The sequence below is a fragment of the Larkinella humicola genome (genome assembly GCF_008727875.1).
In the GTDB taxonomy this organism is placed as follows: domain Bacteria; phylum Bacteroidota; class Bacteroidia; order Cytophagales; family Spirosomataceae; genus Larkinella; species Larkinella humicola.
The window spans coordinates 1,829,960-1,842,437 of sequence record NZ_VTWS01000001.1; the positions used below are offsets into that span (position 1 = coordinate 1,829,960).

Below are 12,478 nucleotides of genomic sequence, written 5' to 3' on the forward strand. Positions count from 1 at the left end.
TGAAAAACGGGCGGTTCCGTGATATATGTCACACGGGCGACCGTTTTCTACAAAATTTCGATTTTATTCCGCGACAACCGGAGGTAGCCCACGCGTTCCAACTGCTTCAGCAGACGGGAAATCACCTCCCGCGACGTCGCCATTTCGCGGGCAATTTCTTCGTGGGTGACCTGCAAAACCGTACACTGGCAACTCTGGGTTTTCTTCTTCAAATAGGTCAGTAACCGCTCGTCGAGTTTCTGGAACGCAATGCTGTCGATGGTGGCAATCATGTCGTCGAACCGGCGCTGGTAGGTACGGAAAACGAACTGTTTCCAGGTCGGAAACCGGCAAATCCATTCATCGACTTTCTCGACCGGAATAAAAATCAGACGGGTTTTTTCTTCGGCAATCGCCGTAATTTCGCTGGGTTTGTTGTCGGGACTACCCGTCATCGAGATGGCACAGGAATCCAGCCCGCTCAGGTAATAGAGCAAAGCCTCGTTCCCGACCGCATCGGGGCGCATAATTTTGACGGAGCCACTCAAAATGATCGGCACCGAGCGGATGTAACTCCCCGGCCGGATCAAATATTCACCTTCTTCCACTTCCTGATAAATCCCAATCCGGTTTATTTCTTCGATTAGCGCCGGTTCAAAACTTCCCCGAAACGCTGCATTGACTACCTGACTGTCGTTGATCATTCCTCTCGCTGTCTTTCACCGTACCCGAACGTCGGGCCGGTCGTCTTCTTTAAGACATTTTTTTTCGGCGTTTGGTGCCTATCCCAAAGAATGCGTAGAGCGGGCAAAAATTCATTAAACTGGTGGCAATCATAATTCCGGCTCCTGCCAGGGCCACCACGGCCCATACGCCAGTCACCACATCCGCAATATAAAGCCCTATTAACGTGGCGGCAATCAGCAACCGAACCACCTTATCCGAAAAACCAATGTTCTTTTTCATAGCCTTACTTTTTGGGATGAAGTAAGGGCTATCCGGGAACCTAATCAGTGACATTTATCACAATAGCCTGTGATTTTTAATGGTCAAACCGGTTTTCAGGGTTTTCCGACAAATTGATCCAGAAAGGCTTTGGCGAATGCGGAGGCTCTCAGGTCGCTCTGCAGCTTCGGATTGGTTCTGAAAATGTCGAATTTGGCGTAAAAAGGGCGACTCAAATCCTGCGAATTAGCCAGAATAATAAACGTCAAATCGCGTTCGGGAATCTTGACGAACAGCGATGAATTGCCCGTCCACCAGCCGGTATGCCAAAGAATCCGCAGCTTTTTATAGTCACGCACAAACCATCCCAGGCCGTAGGGAAGCACCTTGCCATTTCGGGAATACGTTGGCGTAAAAACCTGTTTCCAGGTTAGGGGGTTTAAGAGTTTTTGTTCGTCAATGGCCGTCGAATAGGCCGCCAGATCGCTGACACACGACATCAATCCGGCCGCCGGGCCGAAATGGGTCGGATACGCGATGGGTACAATCCGGCCTTTTTGCAGATCATACGGTTTGGCCACCAGCTTGCCATACGCTTCCCGATTAAAGCCCGTCAACGCAAAATTAGCCGTATCGGCCAGATTGGGCGCGGTATGGGTAAGCCCCAGCCGTCGGATGATGTTGTCGACCACCAACTGCCCGAACGTTTTTCCCGATTCTTTTTCAATGGGCTGAGCCAGTTTGCCGTAGTAATCGCCGTTGTAACCAAAGCTGTAGCCCGGTTTGAAACCGTTGAACGAGTTTCCCTGGGCCGTGTGAGTCAGCAGGTGTTTGAGTTTAATCCGGTCGTCGTTTCCCCAACGCGCACCCAACTGAATGCCGTATTTTGTAACCGGATCATCCAAATTGACCTTGCCCCCTTCCACCAGTTGCATCAGGATGATGGCCCCGAAGGTTTTGGTAACCGATGCCAAATGATACACCGTATGCTCGGTGGGTGTTACCTTATTTTCAATGTCAGCATAGCCCAACCCCTTATACCAGACCAGCTTTTTTCCATGCACCACGCCAACGGAAAGCGATGGGATCTGGTATTTCTGTCGTAAGGCTTCCAGAATTGCCGCAAAACCGGTGGTATCGGCGGAAGAAAACGTGCGCTGGGCTTGCAGCGATTGTGAAAACAGGAAGAGTAAAAGGCCGTAGAAAACTTTCATTCGTGTTGTTTTTGAAACAAATAACGAAAACCGCAGTCTCCTAATCTTCTCAAAACCGGATTTGAGCGTTCATTTCCGGTTTTTCTCTCTAATCTAGCCTCTGTTGTCTGGAAAGAAAAAGAGGCCTCTGTTTCCAGAGGCCTCCTGACTATTCAAAATAGGTTAGTTGGTAAACTTATTGCTTGTCCCACCAGATCCGGGTCATGAACAGATCCGGGCCCTGGCGGGTAATGGCTTCCTGAATATTCGGGTTAATCCCCGGTTCCCCCTGCGGATACCGCAACCGGCGCGGAATCTGGCCGTTGGTTTCGTTTCCCGGATAATTGACCGGAGTCAGTTTGGGGAGTCCTGTTCTCCGCCAGTTCGCCCAGCCCTCGAGGTGGTTCAGCACCGAGCCGGTGATTACCCACATTTCGGTGTGGATGGCGTTCATTTTATCATCCAGCGACCCGGTCGAATACGGGTTGGCAGCCGCGTAAGCCGCCACATCGGCATCCGCAATCACCCCACCATACGACGCCAGTTGCCGGACACCCGCGCTTTGACCGGCTTCAAACTCGGTTTTGGCGGTTCCGGTAGCCCACCCTCGCTCAATGGCTTCGGCTTTCAGCAAACGCGCTTCGGCGTGGGTCATGATGAAGTACGGATTTTCCAGGGCGTACATGTTCGGAGCCACCCGCGAATAATTATCCAGACTGGTTTCGGGCAGTGTTTTCAGGGTCGTCGCATCGGTTCCGGGCGGAATTCCGCGTTGTTTCGCGAGGGTCTTGTCGCCGTTTTTCAGCGCCGAAATCACCCCCAGACGCGGGTCTTTCCGGGCTTTCAGCGCATCGATGAACGTGCTGGCCCACTGGATGTTATTCCCGTTGGCAATGCCGCGTCCCGCACCTAGGTTCCACGAATTGGCGTTGGAGTTGGTGCCGGCCCCCGTGTTTGAGAACTTGATCGAAAAACTATCGTCGTTGCTGGCCATAAGGCCGCCGTCGATGGCTTTCTTGGCCCAGGCCTGAGCCCCGGCCGCATCCACTTTCTGCATCCGCATGGCCAGCCGCAGCATCAGAGAGTTGGCACCACGCTTCCATTTTTCCAGATCACCGGCATACACAAAATCGGCGGTTTTCGGAATGTAGGCCGTGGCACTGAACGCTTTCCCGGCTTCTTCCAGTTCTTTCAGCAAGTCGGCGTAAATGTCCTTCTGCGCATCGTATTTTGGCGAAAAAACGCCGTTCAGATATCCTAAACCCGCTTCTTTGTACGGGACATCGCCATACAGGTCCGTGATGTTGGCCATCTCGACCACCCGCAGAATCCGGGCCATCGACAGAATGTTCACGTTTTTCGCATCCGCTTTGGCCAGTGCAATCAGATTGACCAGGTTTTTGATCGAATTCGGGTACGAATTCACGAAATAGGCTTCGCTTAAATCACCCTGGTAGGTGTATACCGTTCCCCGGTAAAAATTGACCTCTACCGACGACATCTGCTGAATGACGGTTGATGCGTAGATGAAGTTGGCCCGCCAGGATTTATACCCCGGATCGCCTGCCGACCCCGGAATGTGCAGCGTGGCCCCCGACAACAGGTAGTCCAAAGGCACCGACGAGGGCGTGTTGGGGTTGACGTTGATCTTTTCAAAATCTTCCGTACACGCCCCAAACGTAAACAGAAGCGTGGTCACTATCAGTATTTTGCGTAACATATGGTGGTATCTTTTAGAAGATGAGCGCGTGACTTAGAATTTCAGATTCAGGTTAACCCCCACCGTCCGGGTTGGCGGCACACCGGCCAGTTCCAACCCCTGGGCGTTCGAATTGTTGTAGGTCGATTCGGGATCGATGTTCGGCGTTTTCTTCATCAGAATGGCTAAGTTTCGGCCCACGAGCGAAATGGACGCCCCTTTGAACGGCGATTTGCCGAACACCCGCGTCGGAATCGTGTAGTCGATGATCACCTGCCGGAGTTTCAGGAAGTCGGCACTGTAGACAAACGGATCGGCAATGTTAAACAGCCGCTCGTAATACTGTTGCGCCGGTACTTTCACGGTATTCGGTTCGCCTTTTTCGTTGACGCCTTTGCCAACAATGCCCGTTTCGCGGCCTTCCAGCGTCGACTTCAGCAAGCCCCGGCGGTTGGCGTAGGCGTTGGTTCCGGAGTAAATCACCCCGCCAAATTTCCCGTCGATCAGGAAACTCAGGCCGATGCCTTTATACCGGAACGAGTTGGTGAAACCCAGGGTGGTGGGTGCCACGCCGGTGCCGAAGTTGACCAGATTACCCTGCAAGGGATAGCCCTGCGAGTCGTAAACGACATTGCCCGACGCGTCTTTTTTGTAGGTAAATCCTTTCACCTGGCTGTAGGGCAGACCCACCACCTGGTGAATGTAGGCAATCCGCGTCCGGTTTTCGTCCACCTGCAGCGTAGTCAGGTTGCCATACAGACTTACGACTTCGCTTTTGTTATACCCCATGTTAAATGACGCATCCCACGAGAAATCCTTCGCCGAAGCCAATCGGTAGGTCAGCAACAATTCGAGTCCTTTGTTGGCGATCTCGCCCACGTTGAACAGCGCACTGCCGTAGCCGGAGGTGTTGGAAATCGTAGCCGCCACAATGTCGTTGGTGGTTTTCCGGGTATACAAGGCAAAGTCGACGCCCAGTTTGTTGTTGAACAGCCGGGTTTCCAAACCGGCTTCCGAAGTGGTCGAGGTCAGCGGTTGCAGGTTCGAATTCGGTACACGGTCGCCGTTGATCTGGGCCAGCGGAGCACCCAGGTGTGCACCCGACAACCCGTAGTACAGCGACAGATTATACGGATCGGTGTCGCCACCGGCCTGTGCCCACGATGCTCTCACTTTCAAGTAATTGATGGCGGTTGGCAATTTGAAAGCCTCCGAAACCACAAAGCTCCCCCCCACCGACGGATACAAGATGCTGTTGTTGCCTTTGGCCAGGGTCGAAAACCAGTCGTTCCGGGCTGTTGCCGTCACGAACAGATAACCATTGTACGAGAATTCCGCCGAACCGTAAACGGAGTTGATTCGTTTCTCGATGTAGTTTTCGCTGGAACTCCGGGCGGCCGGGTCGATGTTCGAAATGTCGTAGAAATACGGAATGTTGAAGTTGCTGCCGCCGTACGATGAGTTCTGGTAAGTCTGTTTCATCAGGTTGCCCCCGAACAGCGCATTGATCCCAAACCGGTCGCCAAACTTCTTGTTGATGCCCAGCAGCAGCTCAGAGTTGGTTTCCGTGAAATTCCGGTTGCCGACGTTCATGCCCCCACGCGGCTGAAATGGCGTACCGTAGGGCGTGATGGTCAGGTTGCGGTAGTTGAAATTGTCGAAACCCAGCCGACCGCGCAGAAAGAGCCAGTCGGTGAAGTTAAAGCGGGGTTCAACGACGCCGATGATCCGGCCTTTTTTATCTTCCTGCCGCCAGTTGTTGGCCGCCACATACGGATTCTGGATGTAAATGTTGTCGGACCAGACTTTTTCGGAACCGTCGTCATTGAGCTGGCTTTCTTTCAGGGCCGAGAGCGGCAACGAAGTCGGCATGGCGTTGATCGCATACGTCGCACTTCCGGGAGAATCCGACAGGCGGGGCCGGTTGGTGGTTTTCTCCAGAATGTATTTGACGTTCGTGACAATCGACAGTTTCGGCCCCAGATTGGCGTTGACGTTCAGTGCAAAATTGTTCCGGCGCAGTCCGCTGTTGGGAATGATGGCCTTGTTGTTGAGGTCATTCATCGACAACCGGTACGTAATGCTCTCGGTTGCACCCGTCAGCGCCACCGAATTGGTGAACGTACTTCCGATGCGATAGAAATCGGTCTGGTTGTTTTTGTAGGCGGAATAAGGCCGTGATTTTCCGTCGAAATTGATGGTGTTTGAACCATCCAGTTTGGCGCCCCAGCTATTCGAGGTCAGGGCTTCAGCCACGGTGGTCGGCTTGATGCCGTTGTTGCCCATGCCGTATTCATACTGGTAATCTTTGTAGGTGGGCAGTAACAGATTCTCCGCTACGTAGTTACTGCTCAGTTCAACGCCGATGCCTTTGTTGGCTTTCCCGCCTTTGGTCGTCACCAGAATTACGCCATTGGAAGCGCGGGAACCGTACAGGGCCGAGGCCGTGGCCCCCTTCAATACGCTGATCGTTTCCACTTCGTCGGGGTTCAGGCTGGAGATACCGTCTCCGCTGTCGCCCCCGCCCCACATCCCGGCCGAACCCAGGTTGTCGTTGTTGATGGGCGTTCCGTCGACCACGATCAGCGGCTGGTTGTTGCCGGAAATCGAACCGTTCCCGCGAATGACAATCCGACTCGAACCACCGGGGCCTGTCGCCGTGTTGGCCACGTTCAACCCGGCCACTTTTCCCTGCAGGGAGTTTGCCATGTTGACGGTTCGGGCCTGGGTCAGTTCCTCCCCTTTTACTTCCGTAACGGAATACCCCAGGGCTTTTTTCTCTTTCTTGATTCCCAGGGCCGTCACCACCACCTCACTCAGCGTCGATTCTTCGGGCGTCAGCGACACATCGATGGTGGTCGAATTCCCGACTTCGACTTCTTTCGGTATAAAACCGATGGAACTGAATTTGAGGGTCGCCCCTTTTTGAACCTGGATGCTGTATTCGCCCCGGTCGTTGGTGATCGTTCCGCGGGTGGTGCCTTTGATGAGCACATTGACCCCGTTTATTTCGCTTTTGCCCTCCTCCGTCACCTTGCCTTTGACCTCGACGGTTTGCGCAAAGCTGAGGGTGGACAAAAGGGAGAGGACCAGAATCCTCAGAAAACATAGACTTCTTTTCATAGTAGGTGAAAAATTGAGGTGGAATTGAACGTGGTTTTTAAAGTCATTTGGGGTTTGATTGGTCGCCAAATCGGAAAACAAAGCCAGTTCAAGGCACTGGCTTTGTCCGGACTACCAACCTATAATTGATCCTAATAAACTCATAGTCAAATTGTAATCACTACCTAATCGTTCCTTCATGCCGCTTGCCCGTTAGCCGTTGGCATAGCTTCCTTCCGCCCGGTCTGGTAGAGCCGGTTCTTCGTAATCAAGTCGTTCAGTCGCTCGACCGAAGTGGCCGACCGCAGCCCGTCCGCCGGAGTATTGACCACGTAGTCGAGCAAACGCCCGAGGGTAGACGTTGCCACGTGCATCCGGGTATCCGACGATGCGTAGTAGATAAAAACCGTCCCGTCGTCGTCCAGAATCCAGCCGTTGGCAAAAACGACATTGGACACGTCGCCAATGCGCTCCTCGCCTTCGGGGGCGATAAAATACCCCGCCGGTTTGTAAATCACCTTCGTTAGGTCTTCTAAATCCGTCATAAACAGGTACAGGACGTAGCGCAACCCGGCTGCCGTGTTCCGAACGCCGTGGGCCAGGTGCAACCAGCCTTTCGCGGTTTTGATGGGTGCCGGTCCCTGCCCGTTTTTCACCTCATACACCGTGTGGTAGCGTTTCTCATCCACAATGTATTCCCGGTCGATCACCGGATTTTCCATCGAATCGGTCAGGCCAAACCCGATGCCTCCGCCCGTTCCGGCTTCGATAAAACCGTCTTGCGGACGGGTGTAGAGCGCGTATTTTCCGTTCACAAATTCAGGGTGCAACACCACATTCCGCTGCTGCGGTGAAGGCGAAACCAGATCAGGCAGCCGTTCCCAGGTTTTCAGGTCCCGCGTTCGGGCCATGCCGCACTGCGCCGATGCCGAGGATTCGTCGCCTTTCTGAGCCGCCGGATCTTTGCGTTCGGTGCAGAACAGGCCATACATCCACCCATCTTCGTGCTGCACCAGCCGCATGTCATACACGTTGATGTCCGGCTCGTTGGTTTCGGGCATCGTAATCGGATAGTCCCAAAACCGGAAGTTGTCGATTCCGTTGGGGCTTTCGGCCACGGCAAAAAACGACTTTCGGTCGCTGCTTTCGACCCGCACCACCAGCAGATACCTCCCGTCCAGCCGGATGGCTCCGGCGTTAAAGGTTGCGTTGATGCCAAACCGCTCCATCAGGTACGGGTTTGTGGCCGGGTTCAGGTCATACCGCCAGAACAAGGGCGTGTGCCGGGCCGTCAGAACCGGATGCTGGTAGCGGTCGAAGAGTCCGTTGCCGGGTTTGAGTTTCTCGTTCGGCCTCGAAATCAATTCAAAATGGCCCTCTTCCAAGGTCTCCAATCGTTCCTGAAAGGCAATTTTCATTGGTTCTAGTATATGAATTCTTCGATCGATCCGGCGACGCTGCGCTGCTGCCTGCTTACGGGGTAATTTGCCCAGAATGGTCGCGTACCTTACGGCACGCCAGCGCCGAACTAACCACTCGATTTCTACCGACGCTGCGCTGTTACATCCCTATGGGATAATTTGCCCCGAATGGGACACATTCACTCGATTTCTACCGACGCTGCGTTGTTGCATCCCTCCGGGATAACTTGCCCCGAATGGGGCTTAACAGCGCAGCGTCGGTAGATGACCGAACCCCGGTTTTTTCCGCGTGCCGTAAGGTACGCGACCGCCAAGCCAACGCTGTGTTTTGCATCCCTGCGGGATCAATGGCCGGGTTTTATAACACCTCAATTACAACCATTCGTCAATGCACCAACTACCTATCGTTTAATGCATGAATACCGATGAAACTGCCACGGAAACCGGCTTCGTATCCTCCACGGGTAGCTTGTCCCACCACGTTTTTTTGAGAATTACGGCACAAACCGCCAGGATCGTCAGCGTGACCGACAACTCGGTGTACATACTGACGATCAGATACATCGGCAGCATCGTCAGGCAACATTGGGCCACAACGCCCACCACGACGTTGAACGCATCCAGTTTGAAATTTTTGTTGGCTTCGAACGACGGATCCTCGGCCACGACCAGCTCATGAATCGGTTGCCAAAACCCCCAGGGACGGACGGTTCGGTAAAAGGACTTCAGCGTTTCGGATTTCGTCGGGGGGGTCAGCAGGGAACCGGCCACGCAACCGGCCAGCGACAACCCAAACAGCAGCGGGAAATAATACAACTCCAGCGTTTCTTTGAACAGGGCGGGAAAAATCAGCGCCGGAACGATCCCCGCCAGCATACCCCAGAAAAAACCGCTGGCGTTAAACCGCCACCAGTGCCATTTCAGCACATTCGCAGCCACATAACCGCCATACAAGGCCGACACAATCCACTGCAGGATGCTGTTGACATCCCGGACAAACAAGCCCAGCAAAATACCAAAACCGGCCACCGCCAGTCCCGACGTGTAATTCATCCGGGCAATCCGCCGGTTCGATGCGCGCGGATTGACGTATTTCAGGTAAATATCATTGACGATGTAGGCCTGCGCGGCATTGAGCGTACCGGCAAATGTACCCATGAAAGCCGCCAGCAAACCCGCCAGCAACAGCCCCATCAACCCCGCCGGAACGAAGTGCAGGATGGCTGCGGGCAGAATTTTCTCAAAATCGATGGCTCCGTTGGGGGCCTGCAGGTTGAGCTGATCAAAATGCAACAGGGCCAGAACCGTAAAGCCCATGATCATGGTGTAGCGAACCGGCAGCAGCACGATGGATACAATACCGCTCATTTTGGCCGCATCCTGAGGGGATTGGGTCGACAGCACCTTTTGCATGTCGTAGTTGGGGGCCGGGCCGGCCAGACTCGCCAGAATGCCTTTGAAGGTCATCATCATGAAAAAAATGCCAAACAGCGAAAAACCGTCGGATTTGATTTTGGCGTTTACCGCTTCAATCCTCCCGGTCCAGTTCAGATCGTCGAGATGCCAGCTAAAAAAGGGCGTGTACCAACCTTGCGGTACGCTCAACGAACTGACCGCCAGATTGTCCATCGCGATCGACGCAATGACGAACGCGGCAATGGTCATGATGATGTACTTCAGAATATCGCCGATGACGATGCTGGTCATGCCGCCCAGAATGGCGTAAAAAACCGCAAACGAAGTAAAAATGATGCCGTAGAAGGGGGCGACGTAAGCCGGTGAAACCGTGAAAGGTAAATAGGGTGCTACGGTGGAAATAGGAATGAATATTTCGACAAACTTGCCCAGCCCGACAAATCCGTAGGCCATGAATCCGAGGCAACTCAACAGGGCGAAAACGACGACAACCGTGTGGGAAGCCGTTACGCCCCGCCCGGAGCCGAAGCGGGTTCCGATCCATTCTGCACCGGTGGCCACGTTCGACCGGCGCAGCCAGACGGACAGGTACATCATCAGAAAAACCTGGTTGAAAACCGGCCAGAGCCACGGAATCCAAAGGCTCTTCATACCGTAGACGAACGCCAGCGCCACCATCCACATGGTGCCCGAGATGTCGAACATATCGGATGCGTTCGACAATCCGAGCATGTACCAGGGCAGGGTTTTGCCGCCCAGCATGTATGCCTCCTTATTCTGGGCCGCACGTTTTTTCAACCCCAATCCCAGCAAAATAACGGCCACCAGGTAGCCGACTATGATGCTGAGATCAAGTGCTGAAAGTTTCATGAAATAGAGATTGGTTCAATGTTCCAAAAGTATACGCTTTTTCCGACTACAGAGTAATACTTTTTTAGCATTCTTTTGAACAAATGCTATTATAAATTGAATGATAATTCTGCCAATTATCCTGTTTTAGGTCAATTTAACCTGTAAAATACAATTATTACCAATAAATAGCTAAGTTATTCGTAAAAGGGTTTGATACTATCCTCACCCAAATTATGGTACTTTTTGCCTATCTTTGTTTCTGTCTTGCCTGTCACCAGCTATTCCGATGAGTGCGATTTACCGGGAAATTACGCCCCTGACCCAGAATGACTGTTACACGCTTTTTTCACGGATCAAGAAGGATTTCGATTTTCCCCTGCATTCGCACGAGGAGTTTGAACTGAACTTCATTGCCAATGGCGCCGGTACGAAACGTATCATCGGTGATCATACGGACGTGATCGAGGATCTGGAACTGGTGCTGGTGGGCAGCAATCTTCCGCACGGGTGGTTCAATCACCAGGGGCAGAGCCAGGAAGTGCATGAGGTAACGATTCAGTTTCACCGCGATTTGTTCGATGAAAAACTGCTTCGGCGTAACCAGCTCAGTTTCATCCGGGTACTGCTGGAACGGTCGGCCAAAGGCATTGCGTTTTCGCGGGAAACCATCGAGTCGTTGCGCCCCCGCCTTGAAGCCCTGGCGCAGAAAAGCGGTTTTGACTCGGTGCTGGAACTGATGTCGATTCTACACGATCTGTCGATTTCGCGGAACATGCGGACGCTCTCGAACGCGTCGTTTACCAACGATCCGCTGCATTTCAACAGCCGCCGGATCGAGAAAGCGTTCGAGTTTATGCAGACGAATTATGACAAGGACATTTCGCTGGCCGATTTGTCCAAAGTCGTGAATATGCCGGAAGTGTCGTTCAGCCGGTTTATCAAAAAACGAACCGGAAAGACCTTCATCGACAGCCTGAACGAAATCCGGCTCGGCCACGCGTCAAGACTGTTGATCGATACGACCCACACCATCACCGAAATATCCTACAAATGCGGTTTTAACAATATGTCGTATTTCAACCGTATCTTCCGTCGAAAAAACGGTTGTACCCCCCGCGAGTTCCGGCAGAATTATTCGGGAATCCGGGTTTTTGTGTGAGTACGGTCCGTCGGTTTTCCGTGAATGGAAATGCCTGAAAATAGCGAATAATGAATACCGAACAACCGAATAACGAAAGCCGCCGTAGACGGAAAACCGATTACCGTAAACTATAAACCGAATACCGTAAACCAAAAATAACCTCGTGGAAAGACGAAAAGCACTTAAAAGTTTGGCGGTGGCCGTGGGCGGACTGGTGAGTCTGCCGGGTTGGGCAAACGGCTGGAATTCGGCGAACCTCCCATCCGGAGCGTCGTTTCTGGCTCCCCGCGCCGATGCGGTTTTAGCCGAAGTGGTGGAAACCATCCTGCCCGCCACCGACACCCCGGGCGCGAAAGCCCTGGGCGTTCACACCTTCATTCAGAAAATTGTGACGGATTGCATGGAACCGTCGGCGCAGGACAGTTTGACCAAAGGACTGACGGCCGTGGAAGCCCTCGCCCAGAAAACCTACAGCAAATCGTTTGCCTCGCTCGAGGCCGGTCAGAAAGCCGAGGTGCTGAAAACCATGAGCCAGTCGTCGGACGCCGACGAAAAAGGATTCTTTTCGCTGGTAAAAGGCATGACCATCCGGGGCTACATGACCTCCGAATACGTCATGAACAACATCACCCACTACGAAATGGTACCCGGTCGGTACCACGGTTGTGTGCCGGTGGTAGCCAAAAACACAACGCCTAAAACGCAACAAAACAAATAGCAGCCCAAACCC

At 53.1% G+C, this 12,478-nt stretch carries 9 protein-coding genes; 2 read left to right on the forward strand and 7 right to left on the reverse strand.

Annotated elements, in window-relative coordinates; genetic code table 11:
* Positions 1 to 47: 47 nt before the first annotated feature.
* The 7 genes from F0P93_RS07830 to F0P93_RS07860 form a co-directional block, all read right to left on the reverse strand.
* Positions 48 to 683 (reverse strand): Crp/Fnr family transcriptional regulator, encoded by a 636-nt coding sequence (locus tag F0P93_RS07830; protein WP_150875759.1) that lies wholly within the window; start codon positions 681 to 683, stop codon positions 48 to 50.
* A gap of 49 nt (positions 684 to 732) precedes the next feature.
* Positions 733 to 945: a YgaP family membrane protein gene (locus F0P93_RS07835; RefSeq protein ID WP_150875760.1), complete on the reverse strand. Its 213-nt coding sequence runs from the start codon at positions 943 to 945 to the stop codon at positions 733 to 735.
* A gap of 95 nt (positions 946 to 1,040) precedes the next feature.
* Complete coding sequence (locus tag F0P93_RS07840; protein ID WP_150875761.1) at positions 1,041 to 2,138, reverse strand: serine hydrolase domain-containing protein; 1,098 nt, start codon at positions 2,136 to 2,138, stop codon at positions 1,041 to 1,043.
* 175 nt (positions 2,139 to 2,313) lie between these two features.
* A complete protein-coding gene (locus F0P93_RS07845) occupies positions 2,314 to 3,837 on the reverse strand; it encodes a SusD/RagB family nutrient-binding outer membrane lipoprotein (protein ID WP_150875762.1) in 1,524 nt (507 codons plus the stop codon).
* Positions 3,838 to 3,870: 33 nt separating this feature from the next.
* On the reverse strand, positions 3,871 to 6,939 hold the full coding sequence (locus F0P93_RS07850; RefSeq protein WP_150875763.1) for a SusC/RagA family TonB-linked outer membrane protein: 3,069 nt from the start codon (positions 6,937 to 6,939) through the stop codon (positions 3,871 to 3,873).
* 176 nt (positions 6,940 to 7,115) lie between these two features.
* On the reverse strand, positions 7,116 to 8,336 hold the full coding sequence (locus tag F0P93_RS07855) for a glycoside hydrolase family 130 protein (RefSeq protein WP_150875764.1): 1,221 nt from the start codon (positions 8,334 to 8,336) through the stop codon (positions 7,116 to 7,118).
* 411 nt (positions 8,337 to 8,747) lie between these two features.
* The gene (locus tag F0P93_RS07860; protein ID WP_150875765.1) at positions 8,748 to 10,625 is read right to left on the reverse strand and encodes a sodium:solute symporter family protein; all 1,878 of its coding nucleotides are present in this window, start codon (positions 10,623 to 10,625) and stop codon (positions 8,748 to 8,750) included.
* A gap of 268 nt (positions 10,626 to 10,893) precedes the next feature.
* Between F0P93_RS07860 and F0P93_RS07865 the strand changes: the two genes are divergently transcribed.
* Both F0P93_RS07865 and F0P93_RS07870 read left to right on the forward strand, forming a co-directional pair.
* Complete coding sequence (locus tag F0P93_RS07865) at positions 10,894 to 11,766, forward strand: AraC family transcriptional regulator (protein ID WP_150875766.1); 873 nt, start codon at positions 10,894 to 10,896, stop codon at positions 11,764 to 11,766.
* A gap of 145 nt (positions 11,767 to 11,911) precedes the next feature.
* The gene (locus F0P93_RS07870) at positions 11,912 to 12,466 is read left to right on the forward strand and encodes a gluconate 2-dehydrogenase subunit 3 family protein (protein ID WP_225309397.1); all 555 of its coding nucleotides are present in this window, start codon (positions 11,912 to 11,914) and stop codon (positions 12,464 to 12,466) included.
* Positions 12,467 to 12,478: the final 12 nt, after the last annotated feature.

What these genes read in the sequence shown, in the direction of transcription:
- F0P93_RS07830 (WP_150875759.1), bottom strand. Translation starts at nt 683, where the DNA reads ATGATCAACGACAGTCAGGTAGTCAATGCAGCGTTTCGGGGAAGTTTT.
- F0P93_RS07835 (WP_150875760.1), bottom strand. Translation starts at nt 945, where the DNA reads ATGAAAAAGAACATTGGTTTTTCGGATAAGGTGGTTCGGTTGCTGATT.
- F0P93_RS07840 (WP_150875761.1), bottom strand. Translation starts at nt 2,138, where the DNA reads ATGAAAGTTTTCTACGGCCTTTTACTCTTCCTGTTTTCACAATCGCTG.
- F0P93_RS07845 (WP_150875762.1), bottom strand. Translation starts at nt 3,837, where the DNA reads ATGTTACGCAAAATACTGATAGTGACCACGCTTCTGTTTACGTTTGGG.
- F0P93_RS07850 (WP_150875763.1), bottom strand. Translation starts at nt 6,939, where the DNA reads ATGAAAAGAAGTCTATGTTTTCTGAGGATTCTGGTCCTCTCCCTTTTG.
- F0P93_RS07855 (WP_150875764.1), bottom strand. Translation starts at nt 8,336, where the DNA reads ATGAAAATTGCCTTTCAGGAACGATTGGAGACCTTGGAAGAGGGCCAT.
- F0P93_RS07860 (WP_150875765.1), bottom strand. Translation starts at nt 10,625, where the DNA reads ATGAAACTTTCAGCACTTGATCTCAGCATCATAGTCGGCTACCTGGTG.
- F0P93_RS07865 (WP_150875766.1), top strand. Translation starts at nt 10,894, where the DNA reads ATGAGTGCGATTTACCGGGAAATTACGCCCCTGACCCAGAATGACTGT.